A 21,973-nucleotide genomic window follows, 5' to 3' on the forward strand; every position below is an offset into this window, starting at 1 on the left:
CTACCTCTTACTGCGCCTGCACGCGCAACTCTGCGGCGCTGCGACTACGGTGACCCAACAGGGCTTTAACATCGCTGGACTTCGGCTTAACCAGCGCAAACTTCGCTGCGAAGGTAGGCCAGTGCGCCAGAATCTCTTCTCCCCGCGAGGAGCCTGTATGCTGTACATGCTCGGTGATCAGGCCGCGCAGGTGCTCTTCATGGATCGCGAGGTCGTCGACGCTCAGCACTTCCACCAGCTCCGAGTTCACGCGTTTGCGGAACTCGCCGTCTTCATCCAGCACGTAGGCGAAGCCGCCGGTCATGCCCGCACCAAAGTTAACGCCGGTCTTGCCGAGAATACAGACGATGCCGCCGGTCATGTACTCACAGCCGTTGTCGCCAATGCCTTCCACCACGGTGATCGCCCCGGAGTTGCGTACCCCGAAACGTTCGCCCGCGCGGCCTGCGGCGTACAGACGACCCCCGGTCGCGCCGTACAGGCAGGTGTTACCGATAATGCTTGCCTCATGGCTACGGAAGGCCGAGCCAACCGGCGGACGTACCGCCAGCAGACCGCCCGCCATGCCTTTACCGACGTAGTCGTTGGCATCCCCGGTCAGGTATAGCTCAACGCCGCCCGCGTTCCACACGCCGAAGCTCTGGCCTGCGGTGCCGCTGAAGTGGGCTTTAATCGGATCCGACGCCAGGCCCTGATCGCCATGCGTCTGGGCAATATAGCCGGAGAGCGATGCGCCTACCGAACGGTCGGTGTTGCGAATATCAAACCAGAAGGTTTTGCTCTGGCGATCGTCGACAAACGGCCTGGCCTGGTTCAGCAGCTGGGCATTGAGCACCCCGTTATCAAACGGCGGGTTGTGCTCGGTGCAGTGGAGCGCTTTGCCTGGGTGCGGCTCGGCGGTCTCCAGCAGCTTAGAGAGATCCAGCTTCTGCTGTTTGGCGGTGAAGCCCTCCAGCGCGGTGAGCAGATCGGTACGGCCAATCAGGTCTACCAGGCGGGTCACGCCCAGCTGCGCCATCAGCTCTCGGGTCTCACGGGCGATAAATTCAAAGTAGTTGGTCACTTTGAACGGCAGGCCGTGATAGTGATTCTTACGCAGCTTCTCATCCTGGGTTGCAACGCCGGTTGCGCAGTTGTTCAGGTGGCAAATACGCAGGTATTTACAGCCCAGTGCCACCATCGGGCCGGTGCCGAAGCCAAAGCTCTCTGCACCCAGAATCGCCGCTTTAATGATGTCTACGCCGGTTTTCAGGCCGCCGTCCACCTGCAGGCGGATCTTGTGGCGCAGGCCGTTCGCTACCAGCGCCTGCTGAGTCTCAACCAGTCCCAGCTCCCACGGGCAGCCGGCGTATTTTACTGAGGAGAGCGGGCTTGCGCCGGTGCCGCCGTCGTAGCCGGCAATGGTGATCAGATCCGCATAGGCTTTTGCCACGCCGGTGGCGATGGTGCCTACGCCCGGCTCGGAGACCAGCTTCACGGAGATCATCGCCTTGGGATTGACCTGCTTGAGGTCAAAGATCAGCTGGGCCAGATCCTCAATCGAGTAGATATCGTGATGCGGCGGCGGGGAGATCAGGGTCACGCCCGGCACCGAGTAGCGCAGCTTCGCAATGTACGGGGTCACTTTATCCCCCGGCAGCTGGCCGCCTTCCCCAGGCTTCGCGCCCTGGGCCACTTTAATCTGGATCACGTCCGCGTTCACCAGGTAGGCCGGGGTCACGCCGAAGCGGCCGGAGGCAACCTGTTTGATACGCGACACTTTGTTGGTGCCGTAGCGAGCCGGATCTTCTCCGCCTTCGCCGGAGTTAGAGTTGCCGCCGATGCTGTTCATCGCTTCGGCCAGCGCCTCGTGGGCCTCTGGACTCAGCGCGCCGATAGACATCGCCGCGGTATCGAAGCGTTTAAACAGCTCGCTGGCGGGCTCCACGTCGTCAATGCTTACCGCGTCCGCTGGCGGGTTGATGCGCAGCAGATCGCGCAGGGTAGCCGCCGGGCGCTCGTTGACCAGCTTAGCGTACTGCTGATAGTCGCTGTACTCGCCGCTCTGTACCGCCTGCTGCAGGGTGCGCACCACGTCCGGGTTATAGGCGTGGTATTCACCGCCGTGCACGTACTTCAGCAGGCCGCCCTGTTCAAGCGGCTTACGCGCCAGCCAGGCACGCTTCGACAGGTTCAGCAGATCCTGCTGGAAGTCGGCAAAGCCCGCGCCACCGATGCGGCTGATCACGCCCTGGAAGCAGAGATCGGCTACTTCGTCATGCAGGCCGACCGCTTCAAACAGCTTCGAGCAGCGGTAGGAGGCCACGGTCGAGATGCCCATTTTGGACATGATCTTGTAGAGGCCTTTGTTGATGCCGTTACGGTAGTTCAGCATCACGTTACGGTAGGTCTTATCGATGGCGTGCGTGTCCACCAGCTTCGCCAGGGTTTCATAGGCGAGGTACGGGTAGATAGCCGTCGCGCCGAAGCCCAGCAGCACGGCGAAGTGGTGCGGATCGCGGGCGCTGGCGGTTTCAACGATGATGTTGGCGTCGCAGCGCAGGCTCTTCTCAACGAGACGAGTCTGGATAGCGCCCACCGCCATCGGGGCCGGAACCGGCAGGCGATCTTTGGCAATGTTACGGTCAGAGAGCACCAGTAGCACCGTGCCGTCGCGCACCATCTGTTCTGCTTTATCACACAGCGCGCTCACCGTGTCTTCCAGCGACGCGGTGTTGACGTCAAAGGTGATATCCAGCGTGTCGGCGCGGTAGTGGTGCTCCGACAGGGTGGTCAGCTGTTTAAAGTCGGAGTAGAGCAGGATCGGCGACTTAAAAGTCAGGCGATGCGCCTGGCCCTCGGCTTCACAGAAGACGTTCATCTCCCGGCCGATGCTGGTGGCCAGCGACATGACGTGCGCTTCGCGCAGCGGATCGATTGGCGGGTTGGTGACCTGCGCAAACTGCTGGCGGAAGTAGTCATAAATGATACGCGGCTGGCTGGAGAGCACGGCAAACGGGGTATCGTCACCCATTGAGCCGACCGCCTCCTGGCCATTTTCGCCTAGCACGCGGACCACGGAATCCAGCTCTTCGGCGCTGTAGTTAAACTGTTTCTGGAAGCTGGCGAGCAGGTCGTCATCCATCTCACGGCTGCCCACCGCGTCATCCGGCAGATCTTCAAACGGCACCAGACGGCGGACGTTTTTCTCCATCCACTCTTTATAGGGGTGGCGGCTCTTCAGATCGTCATCGGTTTCGCGGGAGTGCAGAATACGGCCGCCGCGGGTGTCGATCACCATCAGCTCGCCCGGACCCACGCGGCCTTTTTCCACTACTTCGTCTGGCTGGTAATCCCAGATCCCGACCTCTGAAGCGCAGGTGATCAGCTTGTCTTTAGTGATGACGTAGCGCGCCGGGCGCAAACCGTTACGGTCCAGGTTACAGGCGGCAAAGCGACCGTCGGACATTACGATGCCCGCCGGGCCATCCCACGGCTCCATGTGCATGGAGTTAAAGTCAAAGAAGGCGCGCAGCTCCGGATCCATATCCGGGTTGTTCTGCCAGGCTGGTGGCACCAGCAGGCGCATGGCACGGACGATATCCATCCCGCCCGCCAGCAGCAGCTCCAGCATGTTATCCAGCGAGCTGGAGTCGGAGCCGGTTTCGTTGACGAACGGCGCGGCGTCGTGCAGATCTGGGATCAGCGGCGTCTTAAATTTATAGGTACGCGCGCGCGCCCACTGGCGGTTACCGGTGATGGTGTTGATCTCACCGTTATGGGCCAGGTAGCGGAACGGCTGAGCCAGCGGCCAGCGCGGTACGGTGTTGGTGGAGAAGCGCTGGTGGAACAGGCAGATGGCCGACTCCAGGCGCAGGTCCGCAAGGTCCAGGTAGAAGCGCGGCAGGTCCGCCGGCATACAGAGACCTTTATAGATGTTCACCAGGTTAGAGAGGCTACAGACGTAGAAATCTTTATCGTCCTGGAGACGTTTTTCGATACGGCGGCGCGCGATAAACAGGCGGCGCTCCATATCGCGTGGACGCCAGCCCGCAGGGGCGTTCACAAAAATTTGCTCAATACGTGGCAGCGAGGAGAGGGCGATTTCACCGAGCACCCCTTCATTGGTTGGCACATCGCGCCAGCCCACGATAGACAGGGTCTCTTGCTGAAGTTCTTCTTCGACAATGCGGCGCGCAGCGGCGGCCTTTTCAGCATCCTGGTTCAGGAACAGCATGCCCACGGCGTAATTTTTGGCTAAGCGCCAGCCGCGCTCTTCGGCAACCAGGCGGAAGAAACGGTCAGGTTTTTGCAGCAGCAGGCCGCAACCGTCGCCGGTTTTACCATCGGCAAGGATCGCACCGCGGTGCTGCATTCGGGCCAGTGCGTGAATAGCGGTACGCACTACCTTGTGGCTAGGTTCGCCTTCTATGTGGGCGATCAGGCCGAAACCACAGTTATCTCTCTCAAGAGATTTATCGTACAACATATCAGTGAACCTCCCCAGGCTCTACGTGACTCGCTCATGACCGTGGCGCACAGGCGCAGAAAGGGCGTGGCGACGGAGCCTACAGGCCTCGCATGTCGCCCTCTATCATCCTTTTCGCTTAGGTCAAACAAGTGTTGAGGACTTGCTTCAGAGGGAATCTAAATTACTGCATAAATATGGTGAGCAGACTGCTCACCCAGAAAGCTTCCAGCGGATATCCAACTTATCGGGAATCGACACACAGGTCAAATCACAATCTTATTTATACAAAAATGTGCTAACACAGGGTTAATCATTTGATATTAATGAGTATTTACCTATTTTACAGCCAGGTTACAGCAATAACAGGCAGAGGCAGAGTGTGATCTCTCTCACTATAAGAAAGCGCTATTGTTACCGGTATGCACTGTTTTTTTACATTAAGGCGCTATTTTTCGCTGGTTGCGTAGAGTAACCCGCATAAAGACACTGTTTTACACTTGCGCAAAAATTGTCGAAAAACAGGCTGGCAATATAAGGAAAAGTAATCAACACGGCGATGAATGAAATAGCGGTAATTTTGCTTGGTTATGCAAAGAAAATAGCGCCGCTATGACGATTGATCCAGGTCATCGCCGACGGAGGCTAAAAGTGGCAGGCTTGGCCCTTTTTTAAGGGCGGCCTTTCAGATTATGCAGTTACAAAAATTAGTCAATATGTTTGGTGGCGATCTTGCCCGCCGCTACGGTGAAAAAGTGCATAAGCTGACCCTGCACGGCGGCTTTAGCTGCCCGAATCGCGATGGCACCATTGGCCGCGGGGGCTGCACCTTCTGCAACGTTGCCTCCTTTGCCGATGAGACCCAGCAGGCCCACTCTATCGCCGAGCAGCTGGCTTACCAGGCGACGCGGGTTAACCGCGCCAGGCGCTATCTGGCCTATTTCCAGGCCTATACCAGTACCTGGGCCGAGGTTCAGGTGCTGCGGTCGATGTACCAGCAGGCGGTGAGCCAGGCCAATATTGTTGGGCTGTGCGTCGGGACGCGCCCGGACTGCGTCCCGGAGGCGGTGCTGGATCTGCTCGGTGAGTACCGGCAGCAGGGGTATGAGGTCTGGCTGGAGCTGGGTCTGCAAACGGCCCACGATAAAACCCTGCACCGCATTAACCGCGGCCACGACTTCGCCTGCTACCAGCGTACCACCCGGCTGGCTCGCCAGCGCGGGCTGAAGGTATGCAGCCACCTGATTGTTGGCCTGCCGGGAGAGGGGGAAGGGGAGTGCCTTGCAACCCTGGAGCGGGTGGTAGAGACCGGCGTTGATGGTATCAAGCTGCATCCGCTGCATATTGTTACCGGCAGTACGATGGCAAAGGCCTGGCAGGCCGGGAGATTGACCGGTATTGCGCTGGATGCCTATACCCATGCTGCCGGGGAGATGATCCGCCATACGCCGCCGGAGGTGATCTACCACCGCATCTCCGCCAGCGCCCGGCGTCCGACCCTGCTCGCGCCGCTGTGGTGCGAGAACCGCTGGACCGGCATGGTAGAGCTGGATAAGTACCTCAACGCTCACGGCGCGCAGGGCTCCGCCCTCGGGCGTCCCTGGTTGGCTTAAGCTGGCAGTGTCTTTGTAGGTCAGGTAAGCGAAGCGCCACCTGACAAATCTATGCGGACCCGGTCACGCCGGATGGCGGCTAGCGCCTTATCCGGCCTACAGGTTGAATTCCACACTTTTTTGCACAACCTTCAACGCTTTGCTCAGAATTGAGTATTATTGTGCGACGTTGTGGTGAAGGAACTCGTTAATGAAGCAAATCCGATTACTCGCACAGTACTATGTCGATCTCATGATGAAGCTTGGCCTGGTGCGCTTCTCTATGCTGCTAGCCCTGGCGCTGGTCGTATTGGCGATTGTTGTCCAGATGGCAGTGACCATGGTACTGCATGGCCGGGTTGAAAGTATCGATGTGATCCGCTCGATCTTCTTCGGATTGTTGATCACGCCCTGGGCGGTTTACTTTCTTTCGGTGGTGGTTGAGCAGCTGGAGGAGTCCCGCCAGCGGCTATCCAGGCTGGTAGAGAAGCTCGAAGAGATGCGCGAGCGCGATCTCAAGCTCAACGTTCAGCTTAAAGATAATATCTCTACGCTCAACAAGGTGCTCAACGATCGCGCTATCGCCGAGGCTGAGCGCCAGGCCACCTTTGAGCAGCTGAAAGTGGAGATGAAAGAGCGCGAGCAGACGCAGATCCAGCTGGAGCAGCAGTCCTCGTTCCTGCGTTCGTTCCTCGACGCCTCGCCGGATCTGGTTTTCTACCGCAACGAAGATAAAGAGTTCTCTGGCTGCAACCGGGCGATGGAGCTGCTGACCGGTAAAAGCGAGAAGCAGCTGGTCAACCTGAAGCCGGACGACGTTTACTCGCCGGAGGCGGCGGAGAAGGTTAATGAAACCGACGAGAAGGTGTTTCGTCACAATGTCTCCCTGACCTACGAGCAGTGGCTGGAGTATCCGGACGGGCGTAAAGCCTGCTTTGAGATCCGCAAGGTTCCCTACTACGACCGGGTGGGCAAACGCCACGGGCTGATGGGCTTTGGCCGGGATATTACCGAGCGCAAGCGTTACCAGGACGCGCTGGAGCGCGCCAGCCGGGACAAGACCACCTTTATCTCCACCATCAGCCACGAGCTGCGCACGCCGCTTAACGGCATCGTTGGCCTGAGCCGTATCCTGCTTGATACCGAGCTGAGCGAAGAGCAAGAGAAGTACCTGAAGACCATCCACGTCTCTGCGGTCACGCTGGGGAATATCTTCAACGATATTATCGACATGGACAAGATGGAGCGTCACAAGGTCCAGCTGGACAACCAGCCGGTAGACTTCACCAGCTTCCGGGCCGATCTCGAAACGCTCTCTGGACTGCAGGCGCAGCAGAAGGGGCTGAGCTTTGTTGTCGAGCCGACGCTGCCCTTGCCGCATAAGGTCATCACCGACGGCACCCGGCTGCGGCAGATCCTGTGGAACCTCATCAGCAACGCGGTGAAGTTCACCCAGCAGGGCCAGGTGACGGTACGCATTCGCTATGACGATAACGAGATGCTGCGCTTCGAGGTGGAGGACTCCGGTATCGGCATTCCGCCGGCGGAGCAGGATAAAATTTTTGCCATGTACTACCAGGTTAAAGACAAGCACGGCGGCAAACCGGCCACCGGTACGGGGATTGGCCTCGCGGTCTCGCGGCGACTGGCGAAAAGCATGGGCGGCGATATTACCGTCACCAGCGAGCCGGGCAAAGGTTCGCGCTTTGTGTTGACGGTACACGCCCCTGCGGTAGCAGAGGAGGTGGAGGATGGTTTCGAGGATGACGAGATGCCGCTCCCGGCCCTGAACGTGCTGCTGGTAGAGGATATCGAACTGAACGTGATCGTGGCGCGATCGGTGCTGGAAAAGCTGGGATGCAGCGTCGATGTTGCCATGACCGGGACAGATGCGCTGGCGATGTTTACCCCAGGCGAGTATGACCTGCTGCTGCTGGATATTCAGCTTCCGGATATGACCGGGCTAGACATCTCTCGTCAGCTGACCCAGAACTACGCCCGGGAGGATCTGCCGCCGCTGGTGGCCTTGACCGCCAACGTCTTGAAAGATAAAAAAGAGTATCTGGATGCGGGAATGGATGAGGTCCTGAGCAAGCCGCTGGCTGTACCGGCGCTGACCGCGATGATCAAGAAGTTTTGGGATACCTGTGAAGACGAGGAGGAGAGTACGGTGGACGCTGTCGATAACGATAAGGCACAGACGCTGTTAGATATTCCGATGCTGGAGCAGTACATGGAAATCATCGGCCCGAAGGTGATCGTCGATGGCATTGCGATGTTTGAGAAGATGATGCCGGGCTATATCGCGATCCTCGAATCAAACCTGACCGCTCGCGACCAGAAGGGTATCGCGGAAGAGGGGCATAAGATCAAGGGCGCGGCGGGCTCGATTGGCCTGCTCCGTCTGCAACAGCTGGGCAAGCAAATTCAGTCTTCCGATCTGCCGGCGTGGTGGGACAACGTAGGTGAATGGATTGAGGAGATGAAGCTGGCCTGGCAGGACGATATTGCGGTACTTAAGGCATGGGTAGCCGGGGCGGGGAAAAAATGACCCCGGATAGACCGGGGTGCGCGAATACTGCGCCAACACCAGGGAAATTGTGGCCGTGCCGGTATTTTTAGAGTTGGGTATTCAATGGGCACAGGCGGAAAGAGTGTCAAGCCCGCACATAAGATAGCAAATCTTAACTTATTTGTTATATGAATCGATGAAATGTGTGAAGCCTGGCGTCCTTATCAAAATTTTTAATAATCGTCAGCATGTTGCAATAAGGGATTAGCATAAATGAAGTTACGCAGTACCGCGTTGAGGGCAAAGATAAAGCGTCTGTTGCTGCGTACTCTGTTGGGGCTGACTCTGCTCTGGGGCGGTGGTATTTTGCTGTTCAGCTTTATGCCGGTTCCCTTCTCGGCGGTGATGGCGGAGCGCCAGATATCGGCCTGGCTGAGCGGTGATTTCAACTATGTTGCCCACTCTGACTGGGTGGGGATGGATGATATCTCCCCCTGGATGGGGCTGGCAGTGATTGCCGCCGAGGATCAGACCTTCCCGACGCACTGGGGCTTTGACGTTGACGCTATCCAGAAAGCAGTTTCCCATAACGAGCGTAACGCCAGACGGATCCGCGGTGCATCCACCCTGTCGCAACAGACGGCGAAAAATCTCTTTCTCTGGGACGGGCGCAGCTGGCTGCGTAAAGGGCTGGAGGCCGGGTTAACGCTGGGAATGGAGACGGTGTGGAGCAAGCGGCGGATCCTGACGGTTTATCTCAACGTCGCTGAATTTGGCGAGGGCGTATTTGGCGTCGAGGCGGCGGCCCAGCGCTATTTTAACAAGCCCGCCAGCCGCCTGACCATGTCAGAGGCCGCGCTGCTGGCGGCCGTGCTGCCTAATCCTATCCGCTTTAAGGCCAGTGCTCCCTCTGGCTACGTGCGCAGCCGCCAGGCATGGATTATGCGCCAGATGCGCCAGCTAGGGGGTGAGGGGTTTATGACCCAACATTCGCTGCACTAAGTCCGTTGGCAAGCGCGGGCTGAGCGATAAAGCGCTGCCACAGGCGGGCCTGCTTACGCGCGCAGGCCCAGCTTGACCAGGTTGCCAGCGGGATCAGCGTGCCTTCGCCTATGTTGTCGCACACCACCGGCACCACTTCATCCGGGCTGATGCGGCGGCAAAGCACGTTCTGCGGCTTCAGGTTCATAGTAACGATGCGGTTTTTGCGCAGGTAGCTTTTCAGCGTCCTGAGCAGCGGGTAGAGCGCCTTGCTGTTGCCTGCTTCACGGCACTGGGCGGCATACTCCGTCAGGGTCTTTGACGGCGAGCCGTCAAAGTCGGTGATGATATCGTAAACGTATCCCGTCCCCAGATCGGTTTCGACCGTGCCGTAGTAGCGCGGCAATCCGCTCCAGTCTGTTAAACGGCGAGAGAGATGGGCATAGTAGCTCAGCTCGCGCTTGATCTCTTTATCGCCGCCGCTCTCGTAGTTATAGATGATCTTGATGCAGCGCTGGGCGTTATCCGGATGCGCATAGCATTGGCGGTGCCGACCGGTGCCCAACGGGGTGAGATGAGATAAGCGAATCATGTGTTGTCCTGCTTTTTTGGAAATTGTTTTGGAAACAATCCAAGTATGGCCAGGCAACTTAAATGGAAAATAAACGGCTAGCTTAAGGTTATCTTAAGGAAACGTAGGCAGGGGTTAAGCGCACGAAATGTACAATTTTGCTACGCTGTAGGCCGGGTCAGGCGTAACCGCCACCCGGCGCGACCGGAAGTTAATCTTCGTCGAAACCGGCGTTAAACAGGGCAATGACGGCGGCAAGCGCCTCCTGCTCCTGCGGGCCGCTGACTTCAATCTCGATCTGACGACCCTTGGCGGAGTCGAGCATCAGCAGCGCAATCACGCTGCTGGCCTCCGCCTCGGTGCCTTCGTCATTACGCAGCAGCACTTCTGCATCAAACCCCTGCACCAGCTCAAACAGTTTCATTGCCGGACGGGCATGCATGCCCAGCGTGTTGGTGATCTCAACGGTCTGCTTAACGGTCATGTTTTGCGTTTTTCCAGCGTACGGTGGCGAGACTGCACATTTTTACCCCGCGAGCGGAAGTAGTCCGCCAGCTGCTCGGCAATATAGACCGAACGGTGCTTGCCCCCCGTACAGCCAATGGCGACGGTGAGATAGCTGCGGTTGTTGGTCTCCAGCATCGGCAGCCACAGTTCGAGATAGCTGCGGGTCTGGTAGATAAAGTTGTGCACTTCGGTATGCCGATCCAGGAACGCCGCTACCGGTTTATCAAGGCCGGTCATCGGGCGCAGCTTTGGATCCCAGTGTGGATTCGGCAGGAAGCGAACGTCAAAGACGTAATCGGCATCGATAGGAATGCCATGCTTGAAGCCGAACGACTCAAACACCATGGTCAGCTCGCGTTCGCGCTTGCCCAGCAGGCGGGTACGCAGCATCTCCGCCAGCTCATGCACCGACATCTCTGAGGTATCAACGATCAGATCCGCCCGGGAGCGCAGCGGCTCCAGCAGATCGCTCTCTTCGTCGATAGCGCTCTCCAGCGACAGGTTCTTGCTGGAGAGCGGGTGCAGACGTCGGGTATCGCTGTAGCGCCGGATCAGCGTGTTGCGATCGGCATCAAGGAACAGCAGCTGCGGCGAAAAGGCCGACGGCAGGTTGTTCATCGCCTGTTCAAAAATTTCCGGCGACTCTGGCATGTTACGCACGTCAATGCTGACGGCCGCCGAGATCTGGCGGTCGGCCAGCGATTTCGCCAGTTCGGGCAACAACACTACCGGCAGGTTATCCACGCAGTAGAAGCCCATGTCTTCCAGCGCTCGCAGGGCAACTGATTTCCCCGAGCCCGAGCGACCGCTGACGATCATCAGTACCATGTACCGTTTCTCCTCAGGCGAGCAAATAGAAAAGCCTTTCCCCGGCTACGCGTCATCGTGGCTGCCTTCGCTGTCCGTGATGATCTGGTACAGCTCCTCATCGCTCTGCGCGGCGCGCAGGCGTCGACAGATGGTTTTGTCCGCCAGGCGGCGGGCAACGAGAGAGAGCGTATGCAGATGCGTCTTTGTCTGATCGGCCGGAACCAGCAGGGCAAACAGCAGATCCACCGGCTGGTTATCGATAGCATCAAAGGCAATGGGCGTCTCCAGCTGTACAAAGACGCCGACGGCGCGCAGGGTATCTTCCTCGACCTTGCCATGGGGGATCGCGATACCATTGCCGATACCGGTACTGCCCATTTTTTCACGGGTCAGGATGGCCTCAAAGACCACCTGCGGCGGCAGGCTAAGCTGTTTGGCAGCCAGCTCGCTGATAATCTCCAGCGCACGCTTTTTACTCTGGCAGTGCACGCCGCTGCGGGTACATTCCTGGTTAAGGACATTGCTCAATTGAAGAGCGGAATCGTTGTTCATCATAAATTCACCTAAGCGTTGCTCGTGCAGACAACCTGCTGCGTGACCACAGCAGGTTGCTAACTGCCGTCGAACGCCCGGACAATTAGTGTTGTTTCAGTTTATCTTTATGTTTGTTTAACTGTCGCGCCAGTTTATCAATTAAACCGTCGATAGCCGCATACATGTCTTGCCCTTCCGCACTGGCGTGGAGGTCGCCACCGTTAACGTGCAGTGTGGCGTCCGCGACGTGTGTCACTTTCTCCACTTTTAACACAATGTAGACCTGATTGATCCGCTCGAAGTACTGCTCCAGCTTAGCAAATTTTGTACCGACAAAATCGCGCAGTGCTTCAGTAATTTCGACATTGTGCCCTGTAATGTTGAGCTGCATAGTGTCTTCCTTATCGGTTGGGTCAGACCAGCTGCTTGCGCTGGTTAGACGGCGGGATGGATAAAGACTCTCGATACTTCGCAACGGTACGGCGAGCCACCATGATACCCTGGTCGGACAGCAGGGTGGTCAACTTACTGTCACTCAGTGGTTTCGCAGGGTTTTCTGCGGCTATCAGCTTCTTCACCAGCGCGCGAATGGCCGTCGACGAGGCTTCGCCGCCGCCTTCGGTATTCACGTGGCTGGAGAAGAAGTATTTAAGCTCAAAAATACCTCTCGGGCTGTGCAGGTACTTCTGGGTTGTCACGCGTGAAATGGTGGATTCGTGCATCTCGACGGCCTGGGCGATATCTGCCAGCACCATCGGTTTCATAAACTCTTCGCCTTTGTCGAAAAAGGCCTGCTGCTGTTCAACGATGCAGCGGCTGACGCGCAGCAGGGTATCGTTACGGCTCTCCAGGCTCTTAATCAGCCATTTGGCTTCCTGGAGATTGCTGCGGATAAACTGGCTGTCGGCATCGTTACGCGTGCCACTGCACATGGCGGCATAGTGCTGGTTGATCTGCAAACGCGGAATGCTGTCAGCGTTAAGCTCGACCATCCAGCGGCCGTTATGCTTGCGCACCAGCACGTCGGGGATCACATACTCCGGCTCGCCGGTCTGGATCGACTGGCCAGGGCGTGGATCCAGCGACTGGATCAGGTTCACCGCCTCTTTCAGCACCTCTTCCTTCAGGCGGGTCACGCGCATCAGGGTGCGGAAATCGTGGTTTGCCAGCAGATCGAGGTGATCGCTGATGATCAGTTTGGCTTCGGCCCGCCACGGCGTATCGCTGGCGAACTGGGAGAGCTGAATCAGCAGGCAGTCGCGCAGGTCTCTTGCTGCTACGCCCACCGGATCGAAACGCTGGACGCGTTTCAGCACCGCTTCCACCTCGTCCAGGCCAACGTTGCTGTCGCCCATACTGTCGAGGATATCCTCCAGCGAGACGGTCAGGTAGCCCGTCTCATCCACGGCATCGACAATGGAGGTGGCAATAGCGCGATCGGTATCAGAGAAGGGGGTCAGCTCCACCTGCCACATCAGGTAGTCCTGAAGTGACTGGGTGGTCTCGCCCTGGTAGACGGGAAGCTCGTCGTCCTGGTAGTCTACGCCATTGCCCGACGGCGTACCGGCGGTGTAGATCTCATCCCAGCTGGCATCCAGCGGCAGCTCCTCGGGCATATCTTTCTGCTCAAGGGCGTCGGCGGAGTCTAATGTTTCGGTGTCCTGGGTCTGCTGGGCGTCTATCTCATCGTGAAGATCGGTTTGCTCCAGCAGCGGGTTGCTATCCAGCGCCTGCTGAAGTTCTTGCTGAAGTTCCAGCGTCGAGAGCTGCAACAGACGAATAGCCTGTTGCAGTTGGGGCGTCATGGCGAGCTGTTGGCTTAGCCGCAGTTGCAAACCTTGCTTCATGTTCAGAGCACTTCTCTCCCGCTAAAACATTACCGTCATTAACCCTATCAGAGTCTGAAGTCTTCCCCAAGATATACGCGTTTAACCTGTTCGTCTTCAAGGATTTGCTGCGGCGTGCCGTGGGCTATCAGATGCCCCTGGCTGACGATGTAGGCGCGTTCGCACACGGCCAGCGTCTCGCGCACGTTGTGGTCGGTGATCAGCACGCCGAGCCCGCTGTCGCGCAGGTGCTCAATGATGCGCTTAATGTCGATAACGGAGATGGGGTCAACGCCGGCAAAGGGTTCATCCAGCAGGATAAATTTAGGATTTGCTGCCAGCGCACGGGCGATCTCAACGCGGCGGCGCTCACCGCCGGAGAGGGCCTGGCCGAGGCTGTCGCGCAGGTGTTCGATGTGAAACTCTTCCATCAGCTCATTGGCGCGATCTTCACGCTGCTCTGAGGAGAGATCGTCACGAATTTGCAGCACCGCCATCAGGTTATCGTACACGCTCAGGCGGCGGAAAATAGAGGCCTCCTGCGGCAGATAGCCGATACCGCGGCGCGCGCGGGCGTGCAACGGCAGCAGGCTGATATCTTCGTCATCAATAATGATGTTACCCGCGTCGCGGGAGACAATGCCAACGACCATGTAAAACGTGGTGGTTTTACCCGCCCCGTTAGGGCCAAGCAGGCCCACAATTTCGCCGGATTTAACGGTCAGGCTCACATCCTCGACCACGCGGCGGCCTTTATAGGCTTTAGCAAGATTTTTTGCAGTTAACGTTGCCATAACGAATTAGTTACTCTTCTTCTGGGCCGGTGCCGGTTTATTGCCTTTGTCCTGCAGCTGAGACGGAACCAGGACGGTGGTCACGCGCTTGCCTTTTTCGCTAAACGCCTGCATTTTTTGCTCTTTGACCAGATAGGTAATTTTGTCGCCGGTGATATTGCTGTCCTGCTGCTCAAGGAAGGCGTTGCCGGTCAGCACCACGAAGTCATTTTGCAGCTCGTAGTGCAGCTGACCCGCATGGCCCTGCACCGGCTTGCCGTTATCCTGCATCTGATAGAAGGTGGCCGGGTTACCGTAGCCGTCAATGATCTCTTTGCCTTCCTGGCCGCCCGGACGGGTAACGACCACTTTATCGGCATTGATCTTAATCGTGCCCTGGGTCACCACCACGTTGCCGGTGAAGGTGACCACGTTGCCCTGCATATCCAGAGACTGCTGGTCAGATTCAATATGGATCGGCTGATCGGTATCGCCGGTCACCGCCAGCGCCGGGACAGACGCGGCCAGAAGTACGCTGGCAAGCGCAAGATTAAGGCTGAGTTTGTTTATTTTGAATTTCATAGGAGGTTCTAACCTTTTCAATCAGCTCGGCGTTTTGGCTGCGTAAGTTGCCGCGCATTTTCAGGCCGCTGGAATTAAATGTTGTACCGTATAACGTGACCAGATCGTTCGAGGTAACATCCTGAGTAATCAGGTTAATCTGCGCGTTATCCGTCGTGATTTTCCGCAGTTGGGACTCTGCTGTCAGGGCATTGACCTCAACATGTCCATAAAGATACAGCATACGGTCATCAGTCAGTTTGGCTTTATCTGACCTAATCGACCAGGTGGGCACTTTATTTTCGTCAAAGGTCGTTAATACCGGTTGCGTAAACCAGGAGACTGCCTGGTCAGAGAAGTACTCCACGTGCTGTGCGATCAGGCGATAGTTCAACGCCCCTTCCGGGCTGTAGACCACGGTATCGGTGTGCTCGCTGCGGTAGGTCGGCTCACTATTGTTGATCACGACTTCGCTGTCGTCATCCCGATCGGTGAGGTTGACGCCAATCAATACCAGCACCGCCAGCGATAGCAGAATGATAACCCAACGTCTGGTTTTACTCATATCGATTGCCCTTTGGCCTCTTCCAGTTTGCCCTGTGCCAGCAGCAGCATATCGCAGACTTCACGCACCGCGCCGCGTCCACCCTGAATATGCGTAACGTAGTCCGCACGCGGCAGCAGCAGCGGGTGTGCATCGGCCACGGCCACGCTTAAACCGACTTCCGCCATCACCGGCCAGTCGATCAGGTCGTCACCCACGTAGGCTACCTCATCGGCGCTGACGGCGAGGGTAGCGAGCAGCTCCCGGTAGGCGATCAGCTTGTCTGACTGCCCCTGATAAAGATGCGTGATCCCCAGCGTAGCGCAGCGGTCTTCCAGCAGCTTGGCCTTGCGGCCGGTAATGATGGCCACCTCAATGCCTGAGGTCAACGCGCAGCGGATTCCGTAGCCGTCGCGCACGTTGAACGCTTTCAGCTCTTCACCATTATTACCCATAAAAATCAGGCCGTCAGACATTACGCCGTCGACGTCCAGGATCAGCAGGCGGATCTTCTCCGCCTTTGCTATCACTTGCGTACTGACCGGCCCGTAGCAGGTCGCCAGTGACGCACCAGCATTACTCATTCTCGTATCCTTTTTACACTACGCCTGCGCGCAGCAGATCGTGCATATGTACCACACCCAGCAGCTGGTCGCCATCGGCAACCATCACCGCCGTAATATGCCGGGACTGCATCAGGTTCAGGACGTCAACCGCCAGCGTGCCTGCGCGAACGCGAATGCCGCCGGGGGTCATTACGTCTGCGATACCTAAATTCCTCACGTCCGCGCCCATATCAAACACGCGGCGCAGGTCGCCATCGGTGAAGATGCCTTCGATCTTCATCAGGTCGTCGCACACCACCGTCATGCCCAGGTTTTTGCGGGTGATCTCCAGCAGCGCGTCGCGCAGGGAGGCCTCTTTGCTGACGTGGGGGATCTCATCCCCGGTGTGCATAATATCGTTTACCCGCAGCAGTAGCTTGCGTCCCAGCGCGCCGCCGGGGTGGGAGAGGGCAAAGTCCTCTGCAGTAAAGCCGCGTGCCTTCAATAGCGCTACCGCTAACGCGTCGCCCATGACCAGCGCCGCCGTGGTGCTGGACGTAGGGGCCAGCCCCAGCGGACAGGCTTCACGAGGCACTTTGACGCACAGATGAATATCCGCCGCTCGCGCCATGCTGCTCTCCGGGCGGCTGGTGACGCAGATCAACGGCACCTGCAAGCGTTTCAGCACCGGGATCAGCGCGAGGATCTCGTTAGATTCGCCGGAGTTTGACAGCGCGATAACGATATCCTGCGGAGCGACCATGCCGAGATCGCCGTGGGCGGCCTCGCCTGGATGTACAAAAAACGACGGCGTGCCGGTGCTGGCGAAGGTCGCCGCCATTTTACGCCCGATATGGCCAGATTTGCCCATGCCCATCACCACCACTTTACCGGTGCAGTAGAACATCTTTTCGCAGGCTTCGGTAAAGTCTTCGTTGATATAGCGGTCAAGCTCGGCCAGGCCTTCACGTTCAATGGTCAGTACATCCCTGCCTGCCTGTTGAAAGTCAAAGCCCGGCGGCAAATCTATGTGCGACATAATAGGTTTCCGATTATCCAGTGATATACGGCGATAGCCAGTAGAGCATCGCCATCCATATGATAAAACCGCCGATCAACAGCGCCCCTGCACCCCGGCCCGTCTGGCGCTGCCGACGCCAGCACAGCAGGGCAAAGATAACGCTGACCGCCAGCATCACGCCGTAGTCACGCGTAAAGGCCAGCGGGTTAAAGGAGCCGGGCACAATCAGCGCGGGCAGGCCCAGCACAATGGCGATATTAATAATGCTGGAGCCGATGATATTACCGATGGCAATGTCATCCTCGCCTTTGCGTGTGCCGGCGATAGCGGTAGCCAGCTCCGGCAGGCTAGTGCCAATGGCAATGACCGTCAGGCCGATGGTCAGCTCGCTCATCCCCAGTACGTTAGCCAGCACCGTGGCGTTATCAATCACCATCCGGGTTGCCATCGGCATGACGATCAGCGCGACCCCCAGCCAGAGAAACGCTACCGACAGGCTGCCTTCACGGGGCAGCTCTGCCAGCTGCTCCCGCGTCAGGCTATCGTTGCCCTGGCGGCCAATCTTAACAATGAATACCAGCCAGAGCACGGCTAACAGCAGTAAAAAGAGACCCTCCGCCCGGCTAAGCTGGCCATCGTACAATACTGCGCCAGCCAGCGCGCTAACGATCAACATTAGCGGGATTTCGCGGCGCAGAATATCAGAATGTACGGTAAATGGATGGAACAGGGCGGCCAGACCGAGGATCAGCAGAATATTAACAATGTTGGAGCCCAGCGCCGTGCCGATGGCCAGATCCATCTGCCCATGCAGGGAAGCGGCCATCGAGACAATGATTTCAGGTAGAGAGGTGCCGATGGTGACCACCGTCATGCCGATGATCAGCGGCGGGATCCCGACGCTCCGACAGAGAATAGATGCGGCAAACACCAGACGATCGGCACTGTAGACCACCAAAAGTAAACCAATAATTAACAGCGCCATCGCTAAAAGCATCTAAAGTCCTTTCTTCAGGTATAATCGCCGGTCCGCAGTCAGCGATCGCAGGCGAGAAAAGGATCGGTTAGACACAGCGAGTCCTAATTTTGACTTTAAGCGGCTTAAAAGTAAAACAAATGCCAGCTTTAGCTAACCTATGCACACAATATTCTGTAAAAATATCGTGACCAGGCGTAATGACGCGCCCCGGTTACACCTAACAAGGCAGAAGGAAAAGTAAATGAGCCAGACGATGGCGAATTTAGTCGATGTCCGTGGCGTCAGCTTCTCCCGTGGCAATCGGTGTATCTTCGACAATATTTCACTGACGGTGCCGCGGGGAAAGATCACCGCGATCATGGGACCGTCAGGGATCGGTAAAACCACGCTGCTGCGCCTGATCGGCGGGCAGATCCCGCCGGATGGCGGCGAGATCCTGTTTGACGGCGAAAACGTACCGGCCATGTCGCGTACCCGCCTCTACACCGTGCGCAAGCGTATGAGCATGCTGTTCCAGTCTGGGGCGCTGTTCACCGACATGACCGTGTTTGACAACGTGGCCTATCCGCTGCGTGAGCACACGCATCTGCCGCCTGCGCTGCTTAAAAGCACGGTGATGATGAAGCTGGAGGCCGTTGGCCTGCGCGGCGCGGCAAAGCTGATGCCGTCCGAGCTCTCCGGCGGCATGGCCCGACGGGCGGCGCTGGCGCGGGCGATTGCCCTGGAGCCGGACCTGATCATGTTTGATGAGCCTTTTGTTGGCCAGGATCCCATCACTATGGGCGTGCTGGTCAAGCTTATCTCTGAGCTGAACAGCGCGCTAGGCGTCACCTGCATTGTCGTCTCTCACGACGTGCCCGAGGTATTGAGTATTGCCGACTACGCCTATATCGTGGCCGACAAAAAGATCGTTGCCCACGGCAGCGCGCAGGGACTGCAGGAGAATGCCGATCCCCGGGTACGCCAGTTCCTTGACGGCATTGCGGATGGCCCGGTGCCGTTCCGCTACCCGGCAGGTGACTACCTTCATGATTTACTAGGAACAGGGAGTTAAGCCACTCATGCTGTTAAATGCACTGGCATCGCTTGGACATCGCGGGATCAAAACGCTCGCGACGTTCGGGCGCGCCGGGTTGATGTTATTCAATGCGCTGGTCGGCAAGCCCGAGTTTCGCAAGCACGCCCCGCTGCTGGTTCGCCAGCTCTATAATGTGGGCGTGCTCTCGATGCTCATCATCCTTGTCTCCGGGGTGTTCATCGGTATGGTGCTTGGGCTTCAGGGCTACCTGGTGCTCACCACCTACAGCGCCGAAACCAGCCTCGGTATGCTGGTGGCGCTGTCGCTGCTGCGTGAGCTGGGGCCGGTGGTTGCCGCGCTGTTGTTTGCCGGGCGGGCCGGGTCGGCGCTGACGGCCGAAATCGGTCTGATGCGGGCGACTGAGCAGCTCTCCAGCATGGAGATGATGGCCGTGGATCCGCTGCGCCGGGTGATCGCGCCACGCTTCTGGGCGGGTGTGATCTCGCTTCCGCTGCTGACCATTATGTTTGTCGCGGTCGGCATCTGGGGCGGCTCGCTGGTGGGCGTAAACTGGAAAGGCATTGATTCCGGCTTCTTCTGGACGGCGATGCAAAACGCCGTCGATCTGCGCCTCGATCTGGTGAACTGCCTGATCAAAAGCGTGGTGTTCGCTATTACTGTTACCTGGATCGCGCTGTTTAATGGTTATGACGCGATCCCCACGTCGGCAGGGATCAGCCGGGCCACCACACGTACCGTTGTGCACTCATCGTTGACCATTCTCGGCCTCGATTTTGTGCTCACCGCTCTGATGTTTGGGAACTGAGTAGATGCAAACGAAAAAAACAGAAATTTGGGTGGGTATTTTTCTTCTGATTGCCCTGCTGGCGGCGCTTTTTATCTGCCTGAAGGCGGCGGACGTCGCCTCTATGCGGACTGAGCCAACCTACCGGATCACCGCTACTTTCGACAACATTGGCGGCGTGAAGATCCACTCGCCGGTGCGTATTGGCGGCGTGGTGGTTGGGCGCGTGGCTGATATCGAACTCGATCCGAAAACCTACCTGCCGCGCGTGTCGCTGGATATTGAAGAGCGCTATAACCAGATCCCCGATACCAGCTCGCTGGCTATTCGCACCTCGGGCCTGCTGGGGGAACAATATCTGGCGCTTAACGTCGGTTTTGACGATCCCGAGCTGGGAAGTTCTATGCTTAAAGACGGCAGCACCATTCAGGATACCAAGTCCGCAATGGTACTTGAGGACCTGATCGGACAATTCCTTTACAACAGCAAAGGTAGCGACAATAAGAGTTCAGGTGATGCGCCAGCGCCGGGCGCTGCTGATACTGACGTTGCACCGTCCGCCACCCCGACGAATCCATAAGGAGAAGTGACGCATGTTTAAACGACTGTTAATGATTGCCGTACTGGCTATTGCTCCGCTGACGGCAGCTACCGCCGCCGATCAGAGCAACCCGTACACGCTGATGCAGGAAGCGGCGAAAAAGACCTTCGATCGCCTTAAAACCGAACAGCCGAAAATCCGCGCTAACCCTGACTACCTGCGTGAGGTGGTTGATCAAGAGCTGCTGCCCTACGTGCAGGTGAAATACGCGGGTGCACTGGTGCTGGGCCGCTACTACAAAGAAGCGACTCCAGCCCAGCGTGATGCCTACTTTGCCGCCTTCCGTGAGTACCTCAAGCAGGCCTATGGCCAGGCACTGGCGATGTATAACGGCCAGACCTACCAGATTGCCCCGGAGAAGCCGCTGGGTAATGCCTCTATCGTGCCGATCCGCGTCACCATTAACGATCCAAACGGTCGTCCGCCGGTGCGCCTCGACTTCCAGTGGCGTAAGAACAGCCAGACCGGCAACTGGCAGGCCTATGACATGATTGCCGAAGGCATCAGCATGATCACCACAAAACAGAACGAGTGGAGCGACCTGCTGCGTACCAAAGGCATTGACGGTCTGACCGCACAGCTGAAATCGATCTCCCAGCAGAAAATCACCCTGGACGAGAAGAAATAATGGCTGACCAGCTACGCTGGACGCGCGATGGCGAGCGGCTGGCTCTCCATGGAGAGCTGGACCAGGACGTGCTGAACGCGCTTTGGGAGGCGAGGGCGCAGGCGCTGAACGGCGTTGACGTCATTGACCTGACCGGGGTGGCCCGCGTCGACACCGCCGGTGTGGCCCTGCTGGTTCACCTGGTGGCCTTTGCCCGCAAACAGGGGCGCGAGGTCGTGCTTGAGGGCGTCAGCGATAAGGTCCGGACCCTGGCGCAGCTCTATAACCTGCCCGCCGATGCGCTGCCACACTAATATTTTCAGTACGTTACTACTCATAGCCTCGCTTGATTGATAAGCGAGGCTTTTTGCTTATTTAAGACAGCGCCACTTTCCTCTAAGATGTTGGACTGTTTTCACTACCAGATGAATTAAAGCCCATGGAAAATCATGAAATCCAGACCGTGCTGATGAACGCACTCTCCCTGCAGGAAGCCCACGTTAGCGGCGATGGCAGTCACTTTCAGGTTATTGCGGTGGGTGAAATTTTTGCCGACATGAGTCGCGTGAAGAAGCAGCAGGCCGTCTATGCGCCGCTGATGGAGTACATTGCAGACAACCGCATCCATGCCCTGTCGATTAAAGCCTATACGCCCGCTGAGTGGGCGCGCGACCGCAAACTTAATGGTTTTTGAGCTGGCGGTCATTGACCGACAGTACGTATGAATTCTTAACAGAGA

General features: G+C 57.6%; 22 protein-coding genes. 9 read left to right on the top strand and 13 right to left on the bottom strand.

The annotated features are described in order from the left end of the window. Nucleotides 1-7: 7 nt before the first annotated feature. Nucleotides 8-4,468 carry a glutamate synthase large subunit gene (gltB, locus tag NR795_RS17715; RefSeq protein WP_257758902.1) on the bottom strand — a complete coding sequence of 1,487 codons (4,461 nt, stop codon included), beginning with the start codon at nt 4,466-4,468 and terminating at the stop codon, nt 8-10. 671 nt (nt 4,469-5,139) lie between these two features. Here gltB and NR795_RS17720 point away from each other — a divergent pair. The 3 genes from NR795_RS17720 (at nt 5,140) to mtgA (ending at nt 9,553) form a co-directional block, all read left to right on the top strand. Continuing rightward, nucleotides 5,140-6,060 carry a TIGR01212 family radical SAM protein gene (locus tag NR795_RS17720; protein ID WP_257758903.1) on the top strand — a complete coding sequence of 307 codons (921 nt, stop codon included), beginning with the start codon at nt 5,140-5,142 and terminating at the stop codon, nt 6,058-6,060. Nucleotides 6,061-6,250: 190 nt separating this feature from the next. Then, the gene (gene arcB / locus NR795_RS17725; protein ID WP_257758904.1) at nt 6,251-8,590 is read left to right on the top strand and encodes an aerobic respiration two-component sensor histidine kinase ArcB; all 2,340 of its coding nucleotides are present in this window, start codon (nt 6,251-6,253) and stop codon (nt 8,588-8,590) included. Nucleotides 8,591-8,824: 234 nt separating this feature from the next. Beyond that, a complete protein-coding gene (gene mtgA / locus NR795_RS17730) occupies nt 8,825-9,553 on the top strand; it encodes a monofunctional biosynthetic peptidoglycan transglycosylase (RefSeq protein WP_257758905.1) in 729 nt (242 codons plus the stop codon). Here the strand turns inward: mtgA and yrbL are convergent. The 12 genes from yrbL to NR795_RS17790 all read right to left on the bottom strand — a co-directional run bounded on the left by yrbL (nt 9,528) and on the right by NR795_RS17790 (nt 18,221). Beyond that, the gene (yrbL, locus tag NR795_RS17735; protein ID WP_308219189.1) at nt 9,528-10,124 is read right to left on the bottom strand and encodes a PhoP regulatory network protein YrbL; all 597 of its coding nucleotides are present in this window, start codon (nt 10,122-10,124) and stop codon (nt 9,528-9,530) included. The two genes, mtgA and yrbL, sit on opposite strands and share 26 nt — an antisense overlap. Before the next feature lie 190 nt (nt 10,125-10,314). Beyond that, a complete protein-coding gene (npr, locus tag NR795_RS17740; protein ID WP_042390070.1) occupies nt 10,315-10,587 on the bottom strand; it encodes a PTS phosphocarrier protein NPr in 273 nt (90 codons plus the stop codon). Beyond that, nucleotides 10,584-11,438 carry an RNase adapter RapZ gene (rapZ, locus tag NR795_RS17745; protein WP_042390071.1) on the bottom strand — a complete coding sequence of 285 codons (855 nt, stop codon included), beginning with the start codon at nt 11,436-11,438 and terminating at the stop codon, nt 10,584-10,586. The genes npr and rapZ overlap by 4 nt, the downstream gene beginning before the upstream one ends. Before the next feature lie 45 nt (nt 11,439-11,483). Further along, a complete protein-coding gene (gene ptsN, locus NR795_RS17750; RefSeq protein ID WP_144817462.1) occupies nt 11,484-11,975 on the bottom strand; it encodes a PTS IIA-like nitrogen regulatory protein PtsN in 492 nt (163 codons plus the stop codon). An 82-nt stretch (nt 11,976-12,057) separates the two neighbouring features. After that, the gene (gene hpf / locus NR795_RS17755; RefSeq protein ID WP_042390073.1) at nt 12,058-12,345 is read right to left on the bottom strand and encodes a ribosome hibernation promoting factor; all 288 of its coding nucleotides are present in this window, start codon (nt 12,343-12,345) and stop codon (nt 12,058-12,060) included. Between the two features lie 22 nt (nt 12,346-12,367). Next, the gene (rpoN, locus tag NR795_RS17760; protein WP_042390074.1) at nt 12,368-13,801 is read right to left on the bottom strand and encodes an RNA polymerase factor sigma-54; all 1,434 of its coding nucleotides are present in this window, start codon (nt 13,799-13,801) and stop codon (nt 12,368-12,370) included. Between the two features lie 47 nt (nt 13,802-13,848). Continuing rightward, the gene (gene lptB / locus NR795_RS17765; RefSeq protein ID WP_042390075.1) at nt 13,849-14,574 is read right to left on the bottom strand and encodes an LPS export ABC transporter ATP-binding protein; all 726 of its coding nucleotides are present in this window, start codon (nt 14,572-14,574) and stop codon (nt 13,849-13,851) included. 6 nt (nt 14,575-14,580) lie between these two features. Then, nucleotides 14,581-15,135: a lipopolysaccharide ABC transporter substrate-binding protein LptA gene (gene lptA, locus NR795_RS17770; protein ID WP_222889463.1), complete on the bottom strand. Its 555-nt coding sequence runs from the start codon at nt 15,133-15,135 to the stop codon at nt 14,581-14,583. Beyond that, on the bottom strand, nt 15,104-15,679 hold the full coding sequence (lptC, locus tag NR795_RS17775; protein WP_144817465.1) for an LPS export ABC transporter periplasmic protein LptC: 576 nt from the start codon (nt 15,677-15,679) through the stop codon (nt 15,104-15,106). Before lptC ends, lptA begins: the two co-directional genes overlap by 32 nt. Next, nucleotides 15,676-16,242 (bottom strand): 3-deoxy-manno-octulosonate-8-phosphatase KdsC, encoded by a 567-nt coding sequence (gene kdsC, locus NR795_RS17780; protein ID WP_257758906.1) that lies wholly within the window; start codon nt 16,240-16,242, stop codon nt 15,676-15,678. Before kdsC ends, lptC begins: the two co-directional genes overlap by 4 nt. 13 nt (nt 16,243-16,255) lie before the next feature. Beyond that, on the bottom strand, nt 16,256-17,242 hold the full coding sequence (kdsD, locus tag NR795_RS17785; protein ID WP_257758907.1) for an arabinose-5-phosphate isomerase KdsD: 987 nt from the start codon (nt 17,240-17,242) through the stop codon (nt 16,256-16,258). 13 nt (nt 17,243-17,255) lie between these two features. Further along, on the bottom strand, nt 17,256-18,221 hold the full coding sequence (locus NR795_RS17790; RefSeq protein ID WP_144817468.1) for a calcium/sodium antiporter: 966 nt from the start codon (nt 18,219-18,221) through the stop codon (nt 17,256-17,258). 223 nt (nt 18,222-18,444) lie between these two features. Here NR795_RS17790 and mlaF point away from each other — a divergent pair, with 223 nt between their 5' ends. The 6 genes from mlaF (at nt 18,445) to ibaG (ending at nt 21,928) form a co-directional block, all read left to right on the top strand. After that, complete coding sequence (gene mlaF, locus NR795_RS17795) at nt 18,445-19,257, top strand: phospholipid ABC transporter ATP-binding protein MlaF (RefSeq protein ID WP_103821353.1); 813 nt, start codon at nt 18,445-18,447, stop codon at nt 19,255-19,257. 7 nt (nt 19,258-19,264) lie between these two features. Beyond that, nucleotides 19,265-20,047 carry a lipid asymmetry maintenance ABC transporter permease subunit MlaE gene (gene mlaE, locus NR795_RS17800; protein WP_144817469.1) on the top strand — a complete coding sequence of 261 codons (783 nt, stop codon included), beginning with the start codon at nt 19,265-19,267 and terminating at the stop codon, nt 20,045-20,047. A 4-nt stretch (nt 20,048-20,051) separates the two neighbouring features. Next, on the top strand, nt 20,052-20,606 hold the full coding sequence (gene mlaD, locus NR795_RS17805) for an outer membrane lipid asymmetry maintenance protein MlaD (protein WP_144817470.1): 555 nt from the start codon (nt 20,052-20,054) through the stop codon (nt 20,604-20,606). 13 nt (nt 20,607-20,619) lie between these two features. Continuing rightward, nucleotides 20,620-21,255 (top strand): phospholipid-binding protein MlaC, encoded by a 636-nt coding sequence (gene mlaC, locus NR795_RS17810; protein ID WP_144817471.1) that lies wholly within the window; start codon nt 20,620-20,622, stop codon nt 21,253-21,255. Next, nucleotides 21,255-21,548 (top strand): lipid asymmetry maintenance protein MlaB, encoded by a 294-nt coding sequence (gene mlaB, locus NR795_RS17815; RefSeq protein ID WP_144817472.1) that lies wholly within the window; start codon nt 21,255-21,257, stop codon nt 21,546-21,548. The genes mlaC and mlaB overlap by 1 nt, the downstream gene beginning before the upstream one ends. Before the next feature lie 125 nt (nt 21,549-21,673). Next, nucleotides 21,674-21,928 carry a BolA family iron metabolism protein IbaG gene (gene ibaG / locus NR795_RS17820; RefSeq protein WP_042390090.1) on the top strand — a complete coding sequence of 85 codons (255 nt, stop codon included), beginning with the start codon at nt 21,674-21,676 and terminating at the stop codon, nt 21,926-21,928. The last annotated feature ends 45 nt before the right edge of the window (nt 21,929-21,973 follow it).

Origin of the sequence: Pseudescherichia sp. L3 (genome assembly GCF_024656065.1) — a bacterium.
Taxonomy (GTDB): domain Bacteria; phylum Pseudomonadota; class Gammaproteobacteria; order Enterobacterales; family Enterobacteriaceae; genus Pseudescherichia.